The sequence below is a fragment of the Curvibacter fontanus genome (assembly GCF_054780335.1).
Genome location: NZ_BAAGWN010000012.1, coordinates 255,100 through 274,519, shown reverse-complemented (window position 1 = coordinate 274,519; position 19,420 = coordinate 255,100). Strand labels below are relative to the sequence as shown.

The window sequence follows — 19,420 nt, the reverse complement described above, 5'->3', positions numbered from 1 at the left end:
GCCCGTTCGATGAAATGCCCCTTCTGCGGAAACTCCGAGACCCAGGTCGTCGAGACCCGGATTTCGGAGGATGGGGATTTCATCCGCAGGCGCCGCCAGTGCGGCGCCTGCGAAAAGCGCTTCACCACCTACGAACGTCCGGACGTCAATTTCCCCTCCATCGTCAAGAAGGATGGCCGGCGCATCGAGTACGAGCGCAGCAAATTACTGGCCTCCATGAAGCTGGCGCTGCGCAAGCGCCCGGTCAGCACCGAGCAGATTGACAGTGCCATCGAACGCATCGAGGAAAAACTTCTCAACCTCGGCCTGCGTGAAGTGCCCTCCACCCGCATCGGCGAACTGGTCATGCGTGAGCTCAAGAAGCTGGACAAAGTGGCTTATGTGCGCTTCGCCAGTGTCTACCGCAGCTTTGAGGACATCGACGAGTTCAAGACACTGGTCGACGAAGTACGGCGTTGAATCAAAGGCATGCATTCAGTGCGGCCTTGGCAACACGCACTCGCCCCGAACTGTTGATGACAATCTGGTAGACATCAGTCTTCTGTGCAGATGGCTGACATACCGTGATGGTGCCAGCTTGAAATGCGCCGGAATTCAGAGTTGTTTTTCCCAGCCCTGTGTATGCGATGTAGTCGTCGACCGTTGTATTCCCGACCATCCGCAAGTTCGACGGCAAGGAAGCTTCCCGGCGAAGCACATCTTCACCAGGATCGACCACACCATTGCCATTCACATCCTGGAATATGATCCAACCACGTTCCCAGGCCCCATTCAATGTGCAGGTGTTCCCGGAAACCGATTTACACAACACAACTCGCGCATTGCGCCGTATGGCTTCAGAACGAGTGAGATGCAGACTGTCCATGAGGGCGGACATCCCTGTTTTTATACGCACGTTGTCCACCACTCTTGACATGGCGGGAACCGCCTGAGTCATGCACAGCGAAAAAACCAGCATCACCACCATCACCTCGGGCAGCGTATACCCCTTGGTCATCCGATAGAACACCATACATCCCCCTTCAACATTGAGGCCGTTGAGCTGGGCGTAAGTTAGTTCATACCAAAGAAAAAAGGCATCCCTAAAATTGGGGATGCCTGCGATCCAAAATCTCCGGGCTGATACCGCAGACGGCTGTTGATCCTTTAATTTACCGGAATGGTCGGATCCAGGCTCACCACTATCTGCAATTGAGACCTCACGGGGGTCGGCCCCAGCATGCCCGGGCTGAATTTCATGCCCGAAAAAGATTCAACTATGTATTTTTTAGCGGTATCTGAAAGGAAATTCTCGCCCAAAATGACCCTGTCCACCCCACCTTGCTCATTGATCAAGAGTTGCACCAGGACGGGCAGAGGAAGAATGTCTGGAATAAACGTGGGCTCCGACGACCCAGCATCACTCAGAATCTGAGGCTTGACCGACAGCTCTTCGGGGGGGAAATAGTGAAGCTCGGGCAACGGGCCTCCCTGCTGAGGCATTGCGTCGGATGAGAGGCGTTGGGCAGCACCTTGATCTGCAGGGCTCGGACTCCCCGGAGCCTGAGTTGCTGCAGTTGCTTCAGGCTGCGAAGCGCTCGCGGGGCGGGAAGCAGGCCCGGAACGGTTTTTCCCTGCCACCAGACCGGCACTGCCAGATGGCATGCCTGCTGGCGAGGAGATCAGGGTAAAACGAACAACCGCCGAGGATGAGCGCAGACCGAAAAGTGCGCCACCACTCAAGAATTCCGTCCTGAACCCCCAGAACAAGCCCGCATGGAGCAGGCAGGAAAGCGCAAGGGCCAGCAGGTTGGTGCGATGCCGGGACAGGAGCGCAAGACCACCTTTCAGGATGTCAATGCGCCCCGCTTCTACTGCTTCCACCCCCACCACCGCCAATTCAGCTCACTACTGCATCGTCAGTTCGCGCCAGGACACACGCCGCAGGCCGCTGCCCGCGCCCTTGTCGATCGGCGGCGTGGTAATCACGGTCTGTCCCTGGTCAGTGCTGCCGTTGCCACTTGACAGGCCGTTGGACACCCGCGTCAAAGCGCGCACTGTGCCGTCCGCCATCAGGATCATGACTGGACGGGTAACGGCGCCATCACCCAAGGACACGCCAGCGACGCCAGAAGAATTGGAAACAGCGCCCCCGGTTTTGTAGTTCAAGGCGTAAAGGAAGCTTTTTGCACCCGATGTGCTCGGGTCACCGCACACGCTACCCGAGGTCAGCGAAGGCAGATTGGTGGTGAACAGCAAGGTACCCAATCCCAGACTTGGGTCTGTACTCGCACGCTCGCCAGCACCCAAAAAGTCCATATACCAGCCCTTGTTCAACGTCCAGTCCACGGGATTCGACGTTGACGTGCGAACCGTCTGTCCTTGCGTGCATACCGACGCAGGCGCACCCATGGGGCAAGTACCATTCGTCAACACCTGTTTGACAAAGCCACTGCCTGTTGTGCGCGGCGTCGTCAGCGTCGTACTGCCACCACTGTCTATCACCGCATAAAAAGACTGGAATTGCGTGTCACTGATATCAGTAACACCCAAAAACTTCCCGGTGCCGACATACACCACGGTCTGACCATCGACTGTGGCAACCGTAGGCTTGGCGGTAATCGGCTGGGGAAACCCACTGGCATCCACGAAGTTGATCAGCAGTTGCGAGTCGTACCCGGGGGCGCCCATGTCGCCATTCACGTCAAAGCGCCAGAGGTTGCCTAGAACATCGCCCCCGTAAACCGCGGTCACCGTATTGTTCGTATCAGCGGTCTTGGCGTGGGCACTGATACGAGCGAGGCTCCCCATCTTGCCCGCTCCCGGATCGGCGGTGAAAGTTCTGATCAAGGCACCGGTTTGCGCATTCACCACGTACATGTATCCCTTGCCGTCGGCATTGTTATAGCCCGAAGTCAGCATCACCACCCAGGTCCCGTCCTTGAGCTTGGTGATTCTGGGGTTGCCGTAGCTGTAGCCCATGGTGCTCTGCGTGAACTCCCACAAGAATTTCGGGTTGGCAGGATCGGTAATGTCCAGCGCGTAATAGCTGCTGCCACCCCGATTCAGCCCCCCCACCAGAATCGTCTTCCATGGGTTACAGGTGGTTGCCGGGAACACCGGCGTGCAGGGCACCGAGATTTCCCCGACCTCGGGCGTGTTGTCCACGAAAAACTGGTGGTTGTCGGCATACTTCCTGTCCGCCAGAGCGTGCAAGTTTGGCAGCACAGGGCGCGGAATATAAGCCCATAGCTCCTGCCCGTTGGCGGCATCAAAGGCGTGCAGCATGCCATCGTTGGAGCCGACATAAACCGCCCCGCTCCGCGTCTTCATCAGAGTCTTGAAATCGCTGTAGCCGGCGTCCACGTAGTTGAACAAGGGGGCCTTAACGTAGCGCGCCTCGGAGGCCACAATGTCGCCCAGCACATGCTCCCGCGTTCTGTAGTAGGTTTTCTCATTGGTACGCTCCCCACGCAGATAGTTCACGAGGGTCGAACCACTGGCATTGGTCTGATTTGCACTGCTCAGGCAATCGGCACCTAATGCGCAGAACTGGGACAGACGACTGCTCAGATAGCTTTGGATGAAGTAGCCATCCAGGCTCGCGCTGACCAGATTCGCCCAGTCGAAAGGTATCAAGGCACTCAAACTGTTGGTGTAAATGGTGCGCGAGGTTTTCGCCACCACCGGGCCAGAGGTCGAAGAGGCTTCATCCTCCTTCAGGATACGCGTGCCTTGTCCATCGACCCCCGTGATCGAGCCATCAAAACTCGCCCCGGAGGTGTAGTCACCCTGGACCAGATAACAGCTACTACCCTGGCGGTACACATTGCCTATGACATAGGCGTTGTTGGCAAGCCAAGGAGTGGTCGCACAATCCACCAAGCGCATAGCCGACCAGTTCTGCGCTGTCAACGTGCCCGCAGTGGTGATCTGCTGACGAACCAATTCGCCGAACCAGGAAACCGACCGGTACGAAGAACTGAACACATAGTTATCACTGGTGCTGACGTTCGGGTTGCTGCTGGCCGCAGCGGCTGCCGTACCCGGGCGGGGCGTGTTCGCTATCTTCGCCAGCAAACTGGTCAGGCTGCTCGTGAGAGAAGAGGGATCCCTGGCGCTGAAATAGGTGCCGCGTCCGTTGACGGCGGCATGCCACAGGTCGTCAATATTGGCATTGCTATTGGCGGCGGGAGTCGGCCAATAACAGGCTCCGCTGCTGAGCCAGGAGCAGATACCGGTGCTGGGCGACGCCGAAGTCTTGTTCTTGACGTCATAGAAGTCACCAATGGTGTCGTTCCAATAATTGGATCCGTCCGTGGGGGCTAAGATCATCTTGCCCTGTGCTCCCAGGCCCAGGGTGAAGGTGGTCATGTGCTGGGTCGTGGCAGGATCCGTAGTCGTACCCGCGACATTGTTTGTGCACAAATCATTGGCGGTGGTGTTTGGCGAAATGATGGGACCGGTGCATGTGCCCGTCGCATCAGCCCCGATTGCGGTCGGGCTACGCAAATCGGTGGCGTAGTAATACGCCGCCACGTCCGCCAGGGTGTCCGACGTGCCACCGCTGGTGATGGCCTGGCACTCCCGCGCCGTCAGCACGGTGAAGGTGGGCCCGGCATCCTGCGCCACCGCGGCACACGCCGAGGTGTTGGCCCAGCTGGTCCATGCGGTGTAACGACAACTCGTGGTGTTCGATTGCGTGCAGGTCGTGGTGGCATTCGTCCAGGTCAGTGTCGTGCCATTGTCGGTGCACTGGACGGCGGTACCGACCGTGTAGGGCGAGGCCGTGCTCCTGGCCACCGCGGTACAGGAACCCACCGGAACAGCCGTGGACCAGGCCGTGTACTGGCATTCAACACCACCCGTGGCCGTGCACGTACTCACGTTGGCCCAGCTACTCATCACTGCCACGGTTCCTGAGCACGCCCTTCGGCTAGCGCCTGAATTATCGACAACGCAGGCCACATTCGTAGCGAGATAAGTCCAGTTGGTCCAAGTCGCGCCGCTATCCGACGAAGTACTGGTCGGGAACTGGCAATCTGTCCTTGTCGGGTTCGACAAACCAACAGTACAGGACGCCACATCAGTCCATGCCGTCCACGTCGCTCCACTGTCGGTCGACGTACGTTGACGATGTAAAGGCGCAGCCTGATTCGACATCGAGCGCGACTGCAGGTCGCTGGTCGACTGGCTGTAGCGCGCACCTGCAGCAGTCTGCAAGGTGCTGGTGCGGGACTGCAGCTGGGCCGTCGCGCCATCCCCGTAGGGTGCGGGTAGTCCCCCGTCCTGGTTGCCCACTGCCGTGATGCCGTCCAGTTTGAAACCTGAACTACCATTCCAGAAACCGTCGGTTGAAAGAATGGTGAAGTTTTGCTGGCAGGAGTATTGCAGCGGGTCCGTCACCGTGACGCCGTTAAAAACAGTCCCGTTCAATTGCCCGCCGTACAGGCGACCGGCGTTCGCCAGGGCCTCCCGCAGCGGCGTGCTGAAGCTGGGACTGGCGTTGATCAGCTTCTGGTACCAGGCGTACTTTTGAGCACCCGTGAACTCGCCCAGATTGACAAAATCGGTCGTGTTGTTGTTGTTGATGGTCATGAAACCCAGACGGAACCTGGATTTACCCGCAGCAATATCTGCAGCGCTGTCGATGGCCGCTAGCGCATTGCTGGAAGCCGTCTTCATCATCTGCATGCGCGTGCGGTAATACGTGAACCAATTGGCGTAATTGGTCATCTCCTCCTTGTAGGTGCAGGTGGTGCCAACGCAATCGCTACGCGAGGAGGCCTTGGTGGTGCTACCGGGATAAGGATAGCTGGTGACACTCGACGTGATCGTGGTGCGCAGATTTTCGCCCGGAACCGCACCTTGACTGAATGCAGCCGTTGAATAGGCCACAGCACCAGTGAACGTCACCACCGGCGAGCTGGATGTCTGCACAGGCGCCGAGATGGTGACGACACCACTGCCGTTGTCGGTGGCGGTGTACCCGACGATTTGACAATTGCCAGAGATCGCGTAAGTGCAGGCATTGATCTGGGCAACAATGAGGTTCGCCAACGTACTGGCCGTTGAGGATGAGGCCGTTGCCGCGGCCATGATCTGCTTCGAATCGACCGTGACCCCACTGATGACACCACTGGCTGCACTTGTAACCGTCACCGTAGCCTTTCTGGGCACGGGCATGCGGACATTGGCAAAGGTACCGCTGTCATATGCAGCCTTGCAATTCGTCAGCGCCGTCGAATCGCACCAACGCACGTAGGCCGGATAGGGATAGGTGGCGGTTGGCGCGGTCGCCGCCTGGCACTCGCGCAGACTCGCGGTCTTGCAGTATTCCCCAGCTATCGAAGTGTAGAAATAAGGCGCCGTCGAGGAACTGGGCGTCAGGTTGGTCGTGCTCGTACTCTGCACACCATACGCATCGTTCTTGACCGAATTCCAGTTGGGAGACGCCGTTGTCGCCGAGACATTGCCCCCGGTGCTGGTATCGACACCCGTCATATTCTTGTAGGTTGTCGTGTCAGTCACGCCGGCACTGTTGACGTTGATTGGCGGCTTGTAAACGATGGCCGGGTTATAGGCCATGCCGTTGAAGCTTGAATTCCGGAAACGGTACTGGATGCTCGAATTGGTGTTGTCTGGCATGAAGTCCCAATCCATACTGCCCGAGTCATCCAGGATGAAAAGCACATTCGGCTTGACATCCGTAGAAGATGTGGCCGCATAGGTGCTCAGGGGCACGGTCGAGATGTCGGTCGCACTCGAAACTGCCGCCACCAGCCCCAGCAAAGCCAGTATCGCCGCCTGGCTGGCGATTTTGGTTGTTCGGTAAATTGCCATGAGAACTTCTCCTTTGCTGGCACCCCATCGGGCACCGGAAACCTTGAGCCTGGTCATCGATGAATTTCTACTCGTGCCTGTCACTACATGGACACGACAGCCTGCACATAGCTGACGGTATTTCTGGGACCATCGACCCGGACCGTGATGCGGTAGTACACACCTGACGAGGCATTCAGTTGCTTATCACCCGCTTCTTCGCTGTTACCGGAGGCCGCCTTCACGGTCGGCGAACCTACACAAGAGGCGCCCGACGTCACGGATCCGGCATTGGCGCACATGCGGTCGATGACGTAGGACACCGTGTTGCCAGCTGCATCCACCTGGGTCGCCTTCACCGCACGGACAGCCAAGGTGTTGACCCAATAATCGTTCCATGTCTGCGGTGGATTGGCCGTCAGATTAGGTGCGACATTAAGTCCGCCAGCCGCGTAACCATTGGTCGAATCGTCGATTTCCAGCGTTGTACCCACCGCATTGGCGGTCAGCCAGGTTGAAGCCAATTCAATACCGGTGTCTCCTGAATGGGTTGCTGCCTGCTGGAAGGAGAGATTGCCTGCGATCAAATTGGTCGTATCGACCGATCGCACCATGGAAATAGCCGCCATGGTCATGGCCACCAAAACGATCAGCATGATGACCAGCACCACACCCGACTGCGTGCGATGGCCCGCGGCCACGCCATGACGATGAATTGAGCGATTCAGCATCCCGTGGGCCTCCCCATCCAGTTCACGTTGCGCAGTGGAATCAGGGCCTGGAATGTCTTGTACCGATAGTATTTCCATTCTTCATCTGCCGTGGTATTCGGCCCCAAGGCTCCGGTGCTCGCAACCAGCGGCGCCACAGCATCCTGGTCCCACACGGGCATATTGGCATCGGCCGCGCTCACACCATCCAAGGTTGTGGTGGTGACCAAATTCTTGTCCCGCTCCGCGTTTCTGGCCACCATGACCAGGCTGACGGCCTTGACCTTGGCCCAGAGGCAGGCCGTGGTGGGCTGCGTCTGATTGCTTGTACTTGAGCTCCCGTCCCAGGCCACGCTCGTATCGTTCCAGTAGGTTGCGCGCATGCTCACGATGTTGTTGGCGATGGGCACCCAGACAGTTGTCAAGTTTGCGTTCGCGGCCAGGCTGCAGTCATGGACTGTGAAATCGCAGGCTGTCAGATTGCCATTGCGCACCGCGTAGGCAAGGATCGTTGGCCCATTGCTGGGATTGGTACTGGAAGGCGTGACATTGACGCCATTCGGCCCCTTGCCCAGGTTGAACATGGCAACGCCAGCACCGCCCGTTACCAGCGTGACTGACGTGGCATCCACCGCGGCCACCCGATCTATATTCAAGACCGTGGCGCCACAGGTGTCAGGAGCGGTGCCCAAAGCCAGGATGACGCGGTCGCCAATGGCAAACGAGCCCGGCATCTGCATGGTGTAGACCAGTGCCGCAGAATCGATGATGGGATTGCCCTGCGGCTGACCGTTGCCATTGCCATACACCACCAGCAAGGTGTCGGTATTGGCGTCGCCCGCCGGCAGAAGCAGTGATTTCACTCCCGCTTTGGTGCCTACGGGGTTGATGGTGACCGGCGCCAGGGTGATGGACTTATCGATAGCCGTGCCTGCTGCCGGCGTCCATGACACCAGGCAGTTATACAAGCCGATGGAGTCCAGGCCATAACCCGCCTTCTGAATATGACTCTGGAGCTGGTAAAAAGTCATGACGCCGTTGCTCTGCGCATCCGCATTGCCGCTGGCCGTACGACCACGCGCCTCGGACCCGAAAAACACCTGCATGACAACAAGGGTCGCGATCAAACCGATGACCATGGCCACCAGGATCTCCACCAGGCTAAAACCCGCCGCGTGACGCGATGTGACCGACCGAGAGCGTGTCAATTGATCATCCCCTATTTGATTTGAGCAACCGCAACGTATCGGTTGTGCACGGCGCCAGTCGGCGCACCCGGGGGCAACCAAAAGATCTCCACCGTGGCAATGCCTGCGTTGTCCACCTTCACCAGGGGCGGCTTGCTCGCCACACCCGGCAGGGCTCCCGTTACCTTGTTTTTCCAGGTCACGTAAGCCGGCTTGGTCGTATTGAAATTGTTCTGCAGGGTTGCAGCTGTTCTGTCACCCACCCACATCGTCGCAAAGAGCTGGTTCGCCAGAAAACTTGCATCCGACCTGTACTTGGCATCCGAGATCTGCGACACAGAGGCCGCCTGGAGGCTCACGATGCCTAAGACACCGAGGGCAAAAATCAGTATCGCAATCATGACCTCGATCAGCATCACGCCCGATTGCGATACCGGCGTGCGCTTGAGTGAAAACGATGGCAACTTCATATCAGCAAGCCTGCGGAGCGGTTGGATTGGAGATCGTTGTCTTGGGGTCGCACATGCGAATCTGCCCACCCGGGGTCACGACCACGCGCAAACACCGCATGCTGCCACCCGCATCCTCGCAAGTCCCCAGCGGATTGCTCACATTGATCGTGGCGTTGGCGCCCGCGGCCAGTGACGATGCCCGGCCATAACCGTTGAAGGTCAGATTGGCAGCGGTCGTCGCAACGCCGACAGAACCCTCACCCGAAGAGCGGGTCTGAATCGACGCCGGGCAATCCACCCCCGTGACCGTCGTGCAGCCCACAACCCAGCCCCCCGCCGCATCCAGGGCAAAACTGATGTTCGTGTTGCGCCTGACCGCCTCTGATTTGGCAACGTTCAGGCCATCCTGAACAGCACTCGCCGCCGTGCGGATTTTTCTGTTCTGGATAAAAGCACTGAAGCTGGGCGCTCCTGCGGCCAGTAGCATGGCCAGCAGGGCTATGGCGACCATCAGCTCGATCAGAGTAAAACCGGCTTGACGAGGCCTTAACTGCACACGCCCCCCTTTCTGACCGTCCAGCATGTATTGGGGCTTGGCAAGGCCCAACCGGCAGGAACGCTCACCGTTGTCCTGTTATTGCTCTGGTCAATGTTGTAGGCGAAACCGGCCATTGTTCCCACGCCTGTCGCCTGCAGAACGTAGCCGTTTGCCGAACCAGGCGTCGTGCAGGCGAAAGCGAAGTACTTGCTAGCCGTCGTATTGTTATTGCAATCGGGCGCGTTGACGTAGGTTTTATTGTCCTGATAGAACTGCTCCAGCCGGACCCGCATCACCGCCAGATTGGACGTGGCGTCCGGAATTTTTCCACGCGTTACGTAATCGTTGTAAGAAGGCAATGCGACAGCAGCCAAAATCCCGATGATGGCCACCACAATGAGCACCTCGATCAAGGTAAAGCCCTTGTGGCGACGCGCCAGAGTGCGGTGACTTACTCGCCCGACAAGGATAGAGAGAGAGAGCATCGAGAATCTCCAGCAGAATTGAGCCAAACTGTTCCATGCCACCCGTTGCCGACAGCTAATGGACGGTCGTGCAAAGAGACTTACGGACCATAATAGGCGGCCGACACCCCAAGCCACCCAGCGGAGTGACGAATGGCGGTTCTGAGTCGCTGAACGGCCTGGGGTTGGAGTTGGTCGGCATGCCGTTTTCCCACCGAACAACGAAAACCATGGTTCTCCCAGCCCGGGCAGCCTATTGATCAACTGATGCCATGACACCGTACCCTCAAGCCATGGCTACGGCAATTGACCTCGCCGCGCAAGGCCTGCGCCTGACCTCCCCCAACCCCCGCGTGGGCTGCGTCATCGTCGCGCCAGACGGTCGGGTTCTGGGTCAGGGCCACACCCAGCGCGCTGGCGGCCCGCATGCGGAAATCATGGCACTGAGCGACGCCGCCGCGCTGGGCCATTCCGTCCGCGGCGCCACCGCCTACGTCACCCTGGAGCCCTGCGCCCACCAGGGCCGCACCGGGCCCTGCTGCGACGCTCTGGTGGCGGCCGGCATCGCCAAGGTGGTCGCCTCGCTGCAGGACCCCAACCCCAAGGTGGCCGGCCAGGGTTTTGCCCGCCTGCGCGCCGCCGGCATCGCGGTCGAGATCGGCCCGGGCGAAGCCGAAGCACGCGAACTCAACATCGGCTTCTTCAGCCGCATGGTCCGCAAGACCCCCTGGGTGCGCATGAAAATCGCCGCCTCGCTGGACGGCCAGACCGCGCTGGAAAACGGCGCCAGCCAGTGGATCACCTCGGAACCCGCCCGCGCCGACGGCCATGCCTGGCGGGCCCGGGCCTGCGCCGTGCTGACCGGCATCGGCACCGTGCTGGAGGACGACCCGCGTCTGGATGTGCGTCTGGTCGAAACCCCGCGCCAACCCCATCTGGTGGTGGTAGACAGCCGACTGGACACACCGCTGGACGCAAAGCTCTTCCTTCCCGGGCGCCAGCACTATATCTATGCAGCCACGCCGAACGCAGCCAGAAAAGCAGCCCTGCAAGCCCTGGGCGCCACGGTGATCCATTGCCCCGGCCCGGGCGGCAAGGTCGATCTGGCCGCCATGCTGCGGGATCTGGCCCTGCGCGAGATCAACGAACTGCATGTGGAAGCCGGCCACAAACTCAACGGCTCCCTGGTCCGCGAGGGCCTGGTGGACGAATTCCTGGTCTATCTGGCGCCCAAGCTGCTGGGTGCCGGCCGCGGCATGGCGAATATCGGCCCTTTGACCGAGCTCTCTCAGGCCGTGCCCCTGGAATACCGCGAAACCGCCCTGGTCGGGCCCGATCTGCGGGTTCTCGCAAGAATTCCCGGGCGCGACAATTTCTGACCGTTTCCCTGCGAAAATAGCGGGATGTTCACCGGCATCATCACCGGCGTGGGGCGTATCGTCGCCAGCCACGACCTCGGAAGCTCTTTGCAGCACGGCAAGCGCCTCGCGATTGCCTGTCCGTCCGGCTACCTGGACGACGTCGGTCTGGGTGACAGCATCGCCCTCAACGGCGCCTGCATGACGGTCACCAGCTTCGACCTCCCCCAGCAGCAGTTCACCATCGACATCTCGGCCGAATCCCTGGCCAAAACCACCGGTCTCGCCCTGGACGCCCGGGTCAACCTCGAAAAAGCCCTGCGCGCGGGCGACCGCCTGGGAGGCCACATCGTTTCGGGCCATGTGGACGGCGTGGGCACAGTCAGCCACTTCGCCCAGGTCGGTGAAAGCTGGGAGTTGCGCATCCAGGTCCCGATCGAGCTGGCCCGCTATCTGGCCTACAAGGGCTCCATCACCGTCAACGGCGTGAGCCTGACGGTCAACCGCGTGGCCGACAACAACGCGGGTTGCGAGATCAGCATCAACCTCATTCCCCACACGGTGCAGAACACCGGCCTGGGCGCGCTCAAAGCGGGCTCGGGCGTGAACCTCGAAATCGATACCGTGGCCCGCTACGTCGAGCGCATGCTCGCCGCCGGCGCCACCCCGCAGAAAGCATCCGCATGAGCAACAAAGCACCCGTGGCGATCTCGCCCGTTGAAGACATCGTGGCCGAGATGCGCGCCGGCCGCATGGTCATCCTCGTGGACGAGGAAGACCGCGAAAACGAAGGTGACCTCGTGCTGGCCGCTGACCACGTCACGGCCGACGCCATCAACTTCATGGCCCGCTTCGGCCGCGGCCTGATCTGCCTCACCCTCACGCGACAGCGCTGCGAATACCTGCGCCTGCCACCCATGGCCGCGCGCAACGGCACGGTCTACAGCACGGCCTTCACGGTGTCCATCGAAGCGGCCACGGGTGTCACCACCGGCATCTCGGCCGCCGACCGCGCGCGCACCGTGCAGGCCGCTGTCGCCCCGACCGCCAAACCCGAAGACCTCGTGCAACCCGGCCACATCTTCCCGTTGCAGGCCGTGGACGGCGGCGTCCTCATGCGCGCCGGCCACACCGAAGCCGGTTGCGACCTGTCGGCCATGGCCGGCTGCTCCCCGGCCGCCGTGATCTGCGAGATCATGAAGGACGACGGCACCATGGCCCGCCTGCCCGACCTGCAGGCCTTTGCCGCCGAGCACGGCCTCAAGATCGGCACCATCGCCGACCTGATCGAACACCGCAGCCGCCATGAATCGCTGATCGAAAAGATCGGCAGCCGTCCCATCAAGACCTCCCACGGCGACTTCAGCGCCCACGCCTACCGCGACAAACCCAGCCAGGGCCTGCACCTGGCCCTGGTGCGCGGCCAGTGGGGCGCGCAGGACACGGTGCTGGCCCGCGTGCACGAGCCGCTCTCGGTGCTGGACGCGCTCGAAGTCGGCCGCGCCATGCACTCCTGGAGCCTGGACGCCTGCCTCTCGCGCATCGCATCGGAAGGCCGCGGCGTGGTGGTGCTGCTCAACTGCGGCGAAAGCGCCGGGCAGTTGCTGGCCCAGTTCGAAGGCACGGCACGCGCCAGCCATGCGCCCGAGCGCGGCCGCATGGACCTGCGCACCTACGGCGTCGGCGCGCAGATCCTGCGCGACTGCGGCGTGCACAAGATGAACCTCATGGGCAACCCGCGCCGGCTGCCCAGCATGGTCGGCTACGGACTCGAAGTCACTGGCTACACCCAGAAATAAACCCAAGGAAACCACCATGTTTGGCGCTGACAAAGGCAATCTCCAACCCACCGACGCAAAGCTGGACGGCCGCAAGCTGGCCATTGCGATCGTGCAGGCCCGCTTCAACGAATCGGTGACCAATGCCCTGGCGCAGGCCTGCCGCACCGAGCTGGCCGCGCTGGGGGTCCAGACCAAAAACATCGACCACGTCATGGTGCCCGGCGCGCTGGAAGTGCCGCTGACCCTGCAGGCCCTGGCCGAGAAGAACAGCTACGACGCGCTGATCGCCCTGGGCTGCATCATCCGCGGCGAGACCTATCACTTCGAACTCGTGGCCAACGAGTCCGGCGCCGGCGTGACCCGTGTCGCGCTGGACTACCAGCTCCCCATCGCCAACGCCATCCTGACCGTGGAAAACATGGAGCAAGCCATTGCACGCCAGACCGACAAGGGCCGCGACGCCGCCCGCGTGGCCGTGGAAATGGCCAACCTGATGGACGACGTGCAATGAGCACCGCCGCCGCCCCGCGCAAATCGGCCGCCAAGTCCGGCCGCAGCCGCTCACGCGAGTTCGCGCTGCAGGCCCTCTACCAGCACCTGGTCGGCCGCAACGAGACCAGCGCCATCGACACCTTCACCCGCGACCTCTCGGGTTTCTCCAAGGCCGACGCCGCCCATTACGACGCCCTGCTGCACGGCTGCGTGGAGCAGGCCGACGAGCTGGACCGCCTCATCACCCCCCTGCTGGACCGCAAGCTGACCGAGCTCTCGCCCATCGAGCATGCCGTGATGTGGATCGGCGCCTACGAAATGCAGCACTGCCTGGACGTGCCCTGGCGCGTGATCCTCAACGAATGCATCGAGCTGGCCAAGTCCTTCGGCGGCACCGATGGCCACAAGTACGTCAACGGCGTGCTCAACGGCCTGGCGCCTGCACTGCGCGCCGCTGAAGTGGCGGCCGACCGCTCCAGCGGCAAGGCCAGGTGAATCATTCGCCCGCACCTTGCCCCTCACCCCAGCCCTCTCCCCGGCGGGGCGAGGGAGCCTCTTCATTCCCTCGCCCTCTGGGAGAGGGTTAGGGTGAGGCTTGCTCGCCCATGAAAATCTCCTCCCGAGCACAGAAGATCGAACCCTTCTACGTGATGGAGGTGGCCAAGGCCGCCTCGGCCCTGGCGCGCGAAGCGGCGCAGGGCATCGCGCCCATGATCTTCCTGAACATCGGCGAGCCGGATTTCACGGCCCCGCCGCTGGTGCAGGAGGCGGCCGAACGCGCCGTGCGCGCCGGCCGCAGCCAGTACACCGACGCCACCGGCCTGCCCGCCCTGCGCGAACGCATCAGCGGCTGGTATGCGCAACGCTATGGCCTGAACGTCCCCGCGAGCCGTATCGTCGTCACGGCCGGCGCCTCGGCCGCCCTGCAACTGGCCTGCCTGGCGCTGATCGAGGCCGGCGACGAGATCCTGATGCCGGACCCGAGCTACCCCTGCAACCGGCACTTCGTCAGCGCTGCCGAGGGCACGGCACGGCTCATTCCTGCCGGTCCCGCAGAACGCTTCCAGCTCAGCGCCGGGCAGGTGCGCGCCGCCTGGGGGCCGCAGACCCGTGGCGTGCTGCTGGCCTCGCCCTCCAATCCCACGGGCACCTCGATCGATCCGGCCGAACTGCGCCGCATCCATGAAGTGGTGAAAGAACACGGCGGCATCACCCTGGTCGACGAGATCTACCTGGGCCTGAGCTACGACGAACGCTACGGCCACAGCGCGCTGGCCATCGACGACCACATCATCTCGATCAACAGCTTCAGCAAATACTTCAGCATGACCGGCTGGCGCCTGGGCTGGCTGGTGCTGCCGGAAGAACTGGTGCCCGTGGTCGAGCGCCTGGCCCAGAACCTCTACATCTGCCCCAGCACCATCGCCCAGCACGCCGCCCTGGCCTGCTTCGAGCCCGACAGCCTGGCCGAATACGAACGCCGCCGCGCCGAGTTCAAGGCCCGGCGCGACTTCTTCATCCCGGCCCTCAACGAGCTGGGCCTGAAGGTGCCCGTGATGCCCGACGGGGCTTTCTACGCCTGGGCCGACTGCACGCAGGCCTGCCACAAACTCGGCAAAAAATTGGGGAGTGCCGCCAGCGTCATGGGCAGCTGGGAGCTGAGCTTCGCCCTCATGCAAGAGGCCCATGTAGCCGTTACACCCGGGCGCGACTTCGGCACGGCCGAGACGCAGCACTACATCCGCTTCTCCACCGCCAGCGCCCTGCCCCAGTTGCAGGCCGCGGTGGAGCGACTACGCACACTACTGAGATGAATCACCAGATCGATGTTTCGTCCAGCACCGCTCAGGCTGAGCCTGTCGAAGCCCAACGACCGCCTCAGGGCGAACGGATATTCAGCCTGCCGATCCGCGTCTACTGGGAAGACACCGATACGAGCGTGTTGTAGGCATGGATATGCGAATGGCGTGATGTTACGCTATGGACTTTTCCATGATTTACGAGCTCCATGCTAGACACCTCTATCCGTAGCCTAAATATTGAGCTCAAGGTCCGAGACTACGAATGCGACATGGGTCATGTCGTCAACAACGCGGTCTATCTCAACTACCTTGAACATGCTCGACATGAGCTGCTTGGTAGCATGGATATCCGATTTGGCGACCTAGCCAAGCGCGGCATCTTCTTGGTTGTCACCCGCATTGAGGCTGACTTCAAGGCCCCTCTAACCAGCGGGGACACCTTCATCGTTCGCACAGAGCTTCAGAGGAAAGGGCGCCTGCGCCTTCAATTCACCCAGGAGATCCAGCGTTCAACCGATGGGCAAGTCATGTTGAGCGCTTTGGTCACGGGCACAGCTCTAAATGCTCGCGGGCGTCCTGAGATACCAGTTGAGCTAGAAGGCGTTCTTGGGCCTTTGATTCCATGAACGTTGCCGGACAAACGGAGCATGGGCAATGCATGCTCGACGTTGCTCTAGTACCGTAAATGCCCGCTCTGATGACAGACCGAAGTACCTCACCAGCTGCCCTTGCACAACGCTTCAAAATTGGAAAATTCACTCTCTACGAGTTCGTTCGTTCAGGTGTGATCAGCTAATGGCCTCTCTAGAACATATTCATTACACCCCCCATCGAATTATCGTGAACGAGGTTGGTGATCTGCGGCGTGAGGCAGATCGATCGCTTCGCCCCATCCGGGGACTGCCTCAAATCGTTTGGGCTGACGGGGCGAGTTGGAGGGAGGCGAATCTCTGGGCATTCATTCGAGCAACCAATGGCGTAACGAACATCAAGACGGTACGTTCGAACCTCAGCCATCTCCACAAGTACGCTCAGTGGCTTGAAGACCAAGAGTTGGATTGGCGCCACTTTCCGATGCTGGAGCGAGACCGTGTGCTCGTCCGCTGGCGCAAGCACTTGATCGACCAGAGGGACACGCTAGGCTTGTTGTTACCATCAACAGCGACCCATCGCATGAACGCCACGATTCACTTTTACCGATTTATCCAAGTGTACGGGCTCATCAGTCGTGAAATGCCCATGTGGAAGGAGCGCCAAGTAGTCCTTCGGTTTTCCAATTCGGTAGGCTTTGAGCGAACCATGGTCAGGCAAAGTACCGACTTAGCGATTCCAAACCGTGCTCAGCACGGGCTCAAGTTGGAAAATGGTTTGACACCGCTTACAGATGAGTACCGACAGGAGTTGCTGACCTTCACCGGGCGGGCGGGCAACGTTAGTCAAGAAATTGATTTGATGCTCAAATTGGGATTCTTCTCTGGCGCCCGAGTTGAGACAATCGCCGACCTCAAGCGCGGCACGCTGGACAACGCCGTGTCAGATCCTAAGGAGCCAGGACTGTTTTACCTGTCCGTAGGCCCAGGGCATCGCCCCCATGTCACTACCAAGTTCAACGTATCTGGCCAAATCGTTATACCTGCCGCATTGCTAGAAGAACTGCGCCACTATGTGGCTGGTGTGCGCCGACTTAAACGCGAGGCCCTGGCAGCTCCTGAGGACAAGGAACTGGTGTTCCTGACCCGTTATGGGCGTCGCTATGCAGACCGAGACTCTGGCTCGGGCACCGCAATAGGCCGGGCCATGGTGGATTTGCGGCGCAAGGCCGCGACGGCCGGTCTGACGTTTGCCAAGCATTTTCACTTTCACATGACACGGGCCACCTTTGGAACCTCGTTGACCTCGCTGTTGCTGTCCAAAGCGGGCGCGACCGAGAAGGAAGTGATCGGTCTTGTCAGTGCCCTTATGCTGCATAAAGACGTAAGCACAACCCTCAAGTACATCAAGTTCGTCCAGCAGGAACCCATGAAGGCAGAGGTCGCCAACGCGTATAGCGACGCTTTCCTCGGACTAAGTAAACGCGGGCGAAATGGCCATGCTTGATGTGCATGTACCCGACCTAAAATTTCCCGGCGTGACATTTGGGCCACATGAAACACCCTGGGACTTGCTGCCGTGGCTCTACAAAGGCGGGGCGGAGGTGCGCGCGAATGACGTAGCTCCGTTAATAGAGGCAGGCAAGCTGGGGCGCCCCTTGCTTGAGCGCATCGAGTTGGTTCGGTTGCTTCGTGAAAGTCTGTTGAACTATCTAGAGGGCGGCGGTCGAAGGGCGACTGTCCTGTCCTGCCTTAATAAACTGAAGCTGTTTTTTCAATGGGCTGATGAAACCACCGGCTCAAATTTAAGCCTTGCAACCGCTGAGCAAAACTATCGACATTGGTGCGACGCGCTCTTGCACCGAGTTCGCGTCGTTCGTAATCTCAAAGAAATATCCGCCCATCAGTACGGTTCCAGAGTCGGCTGGGCCTTGGACAAGGTTTTGGAGCGAAGCAGCCCCCTCCTCAAGACCACCCGACTCATAAAGCCAAAGGCGCCCCCTCGGGCTGTCAGCCCCAAGGCCGACAAGCAGAACCTTGAGGAGACCTTCGCATTTGGGCACTTCTTGCTGGACTTATCCGACGCTCTCTCGGTCGATGCCATTTGGGGGCCACTGCCGCTGCAGATCCGGCTGCGCAACGGCAATACCATCGAAGAGTGGTCCGGTCTCAAGCGCTCCAATACACTGAAGCCGCCAAAATGGCCATCCAAAGCTAAGCGTGCGGCACAGAATCGGGCTGCTTGGCAAGGTGAAAAGTCGTATCGGACACGCTATTCGCTCATCAATTTGCGCATCATGGCAGAGATGCTCATGCTAATGGGGCAGCCGGCTGTAAACCTCGCCCAAGCCCATCAACTGCGTATGGACCAACTGCGTGCGGACGAGTGGCGCTACAAGTCTTGCGATCATGGCTACGAAATCCGTACTTACAAGCACCGCCGCTGGGGCCCGGTGATCTTCAAGATCTACGGAGGATACCGCGCAGTTTTTGAGCGTTTCCTTCAGTGGCGCAAAGCCATCTTCCCAGGCGACCCCGACGGGCTGCTGTTCCCTTTACTCGGCAAAGGCGGCACCCCAGCGCGACGCCGATTGGACGAACCGCCGGCGTTTACCTCGATCAATGATGCATGCAAGCGCGCCGGGGTCAAATACATAGGCCCCCAGGCGCTGCGCAACACCAATGTCAACTGGATGTTGCGCCGAACCGGCGACCCCGACCTCACCGCCGATGAGAAGCAGCATGACAAACGGACACTGCTGGGTGTGTATGAGAAGCCAAGCCTGCAGCGGGCCATGATACAAACGCAGGTGTTTTGGGCGAAGTATGACCCGGCCCTTGCTCCACTTGGCCCCGGCTCCTGCGCGGGCAAGGCCGCTGAGCCAGTGGCAGATATGCCACCCACCGCAACCCAGCCTGACTGTACGACGCCCGCTGGATGCCTGTTTTGCGTCCACCAGCGCGATATTGATAGCCTCGACCATGTGTGGTCCCTAGCGAGTTTTCGCCTGCTCAAGTCTTTTGAACTGGGCGCTCAGGGCCATGCGGAGTCAAAGAACCCGTCCCAACACCCATCAGATCTTGCTATCGAGCGAATCACGGCCAAGCTGGACTTCATTCAAGCAAGCACCCCTGAACGCGCCGAATGGGTAAAGGAAGCCCTGCTTCGGCTGGAAGAGGGGCGTTATCACCCGGCCTGGGCCGACTTCATCGAGAGCCTGTAATTGCGATCATTTGATTCCAAT

19 protein-coding genes are annotated in these 19,420 nt (G+C 60.4%); 11 read left to right on the top strand and 8 right to left on the bottom strand.

Annotated features, from left to right (window positions below):
- Positions 1-9 precede the first annotated feature (9 nt).
- Positions 10-459, top strand: coding sequence for a transcriptional regulator NrdR (gene nrdR / locus ACYVH8_RS09165; RefSeq protein WP_460488542.1), 450 nt, complete (start codon positions 10-12; stop codon positions 457-459).
- A 1-nt stretch (position 460) separates the two neighbouring features.
- Here nrdR and ACYVH8_RS09160 read toward each other — a convergent pair whose 3' ends face one another.
- From ACYVH8_RS09160 to ACYVH8_RS09125, 8 genes are all read right to left on the bottom strand, one after another.
- On the bottom strand, positions 461-1,012 hold the full coding sequence (locus ACYVH8_RS09160; protein ID WP_460488541.1) for a GspH/FimT family pseudopilin: 552 nt from the start codon (positions 1,010-1,012) through the stop codon (positions 461-463).
- 134 nt (positions 1,013-1,146) lie between these two features.
- The gene (locus ACYVH8_RS09155; protein ID WP_460488540.1) at positions 1,147-1,863 is read right to left on the bottom strand and encodes a hypothetical protein; all 717 of its coding nucleotides are present in this window, start codon (positions 1,861-1,863) and stop codon (positions 1,147-1,149) included.
- Positions 1,864-1,887: 24 nt separating this feature from the next.
- Entirely contained in the window at positions 1,888-6,822 is a 4,935-nt protein-coding gene (locus ACYVH8_RS09150; protein ID WP_460488539.1) for a pilus assembly protein, read from the bottom strand.
- An 83-nt stretch (positions 6,823-6,905) separates the two neighbouring features.
- Positions 6,906-7,532, bottom strand: coding sequence for a pilus assembly PilX family protein (locus ACYVH8_RS09145; RefSeq protein WP_460488538.1), 627 nt, complete (start codon positions 7,530-7,532; stop codon positions 6,906-6,908).
- Positions 7,526-8,719, bottom strand: a complete 1,194-nt coding sequence (locus tag ACYVH8_RS09140; RefSeq protein ID WP_460488537.1) for a prepilin-type N-terminal cleavage/methylation domain-containing protein — start codon at positions 8,717-8,719, stop codon at positions 7,526-7,528. Before ACYVH8_RS09140 ends, ACYVH8_RS09145 begins: the two co-directional genes overlap by 7 nt.
- A gap of 11 nt (positions 8,720-8,730) precedes the next feature.
- Positions 8,731-9,168 carry a type IV pilus modification PilV family protein gene (locus ACYVH8_RS09135; RefSeq protein WP_460488536.1) on the bottom strand — a complete coding sequence of 146 codons (438 nt, stop codon included), beginning with the start codon at positions 9,166-9,168 and terminating at the stop codon, positions 8,731-8,733.
- Position 9,169: 1 nt separating this feature from the next.
- Positions 9,170-9,733: a GspH/FimT family pseudopilin gene (locus ACYVH8_RS09130; RefSeq protein WP_460488535.1), complete on the bottom strand. Its 564-nt coding sequence runs from the start codon at positions 9,731-9,733 to the stop codon at positions 9,170-9,172.
- Positions 9,697-10,173, bottom strand: a complete 477-nt coding sequence (locus ACYVH8_RS09125; RefSeq protein WP_460488534.1) for a type IV pilin protein — start codon at positions 10,171-10,173, stop codon at positions 9,697-9,699. Before ACYVH8_RS09125 ends, ACYVH8_RS09130 begins: the two co-directional genes overlap by 37 nt.
- Before the next feature lie 272 nt (positions 10,174-10,445).
- Here ACYVH8_RS09125 and ribD point away from each other — a divergent pair, with 272 nt between their 5' ends.
- The 10 genes from ribD (at position 10,446) to ACYVH8_RS09075 (ending at position 19,399) form a co-directional block, all read left to right on the top strand.
- Entirely contained in the window at positions 10,446-11,531 is a 1,086-nt protein-coding gene (gene ribD / locus ACYVH8_RS09120) for a bifunctional diaminohydroxyphosphoribosylaminopyrimidine deaminase/5-amino-6-(5-phosphoribosylamino)uracil reductase RibD (RefSeq protein ID WP_460488533.1), read from the top strand.
- Positions 11,532-11,555: 24 nt separating this feature from the next.
- Entirely contained in the window at positions 11,556-12,197 is a 642-nt protein-coding gene (locus ACYVH8_RS09115) for a riboflavin synthase (RefSeq protein WP_460488532.1), read from the top strand.
- The gene (gene ribBA / locus ACYVH8_RS09110; protein WP_460488531.1) at positions 12,194-13,309 is read left to right on the top strand and encodes a bifunctional 3,4-dihydroxy-2-butanone-4-phosphate synthase/GTP cyclohydrolase II; all 1,116 of its coding nucleotides are present in this window, start codon (positions 12,194-12,196) and stop codon (positions 13,307-13,309) included. The genes ACYVH8_RS09115 and ribBA overlap by 4 nt, the downstream gene beginning before the upstream one ends.
- Positions 13,310-13,325: 16 nt before the next feature.
- Entirely contained in the window at positions 13,326-13,802 is a 477-nt protein-coding gene (gene ribH, locus ACYVH8_RS09105; protein WP_460488530.1) for a 6,7-dimethyl-8-ribityllumazine synthase, read from the top strand.
- Positions 13,799-14,278 carry a transcription antitermination factor NusB gene (nusB, locus tag ACYVH8_RS09100; protein WP_460488529.1) on the top strand — a complete coding sequence of 160 codons (480 nt, stop codon included), beginning with the start codon at positions 13,799-13,801 and terminating at the stop codon, positions 14,276-14,278. The genes ribH and nusB overlap by 4 nt, the downstream gene beginning before the upstream one ends.
- A gap of 110 nt (positions 14,279-14,388) precedes the next feature.
- Positions 14,389-15,597 carry a pyridoxal phosphate-dependent aminotransferase gene (locus ACYVH8_RS09095; protein ID WP_460488528.1) on the top strand — a complete coding sequence of 403 codons (1,209 nt, stop codon included), beginning with the start codon at positions 14,389-14,391 and terminating at the stop codon, positions 15,595-15,597.
- Positions 15,594-15,731 (top strand): hypothetical protein, encoded by a 138-nt coding sequence (locus tag ACYVH8_RS09090; protein WP_460488527.1) that lies wholly within the window; start codon positions 15,594-15,596, stop codon positions 15,729-15,731. The genes ACYVH8_RS09095 and ACYVH8_RS09090 overlap by 4 nt, the downstream gene beginning before the upstream one ends.
- Positions 15,732-15,791: 60 nt before the next feature.
- Complete coding sequence (locus ACYVH8_RS09085; RefSeq protein WP_460488526.1) at positions 15,792-16,211, top strand: acyl-CoA thioesterase; 420 nt, start codon at positions 15,792-15,794, stop codon at positions 16,209-16,211.
- 547 nt (positions 16,212-16,758) lie between these two features.
- A complete protein-coding gene (locus ACYVH8_RS09080; protein ID WP_460488525.1) occupies positions 16,759-17,682 on the top strand; it encodes a hypothetical protein in 924 nt (307 codons plus the stop codon).
- Positions 17,675-19,399: a site-specific integrase gene (locus tag ACYVH8_RS09075; RefSeq protein ID WP_460488524.1), complete on the top strand. Its 1,725-nt coding sequence runs from the start codon at positions 17,675-17,677 to the stop codon at positions 19,397-19,399. The genes ACYVH8_RS09080 and ACYVH8_RS09075 overlap by 8 nt, the downstream gene beginning before the upstream one ends.
- Positions 19,400-19,420 lie beyond the last annotated feature (21 nt).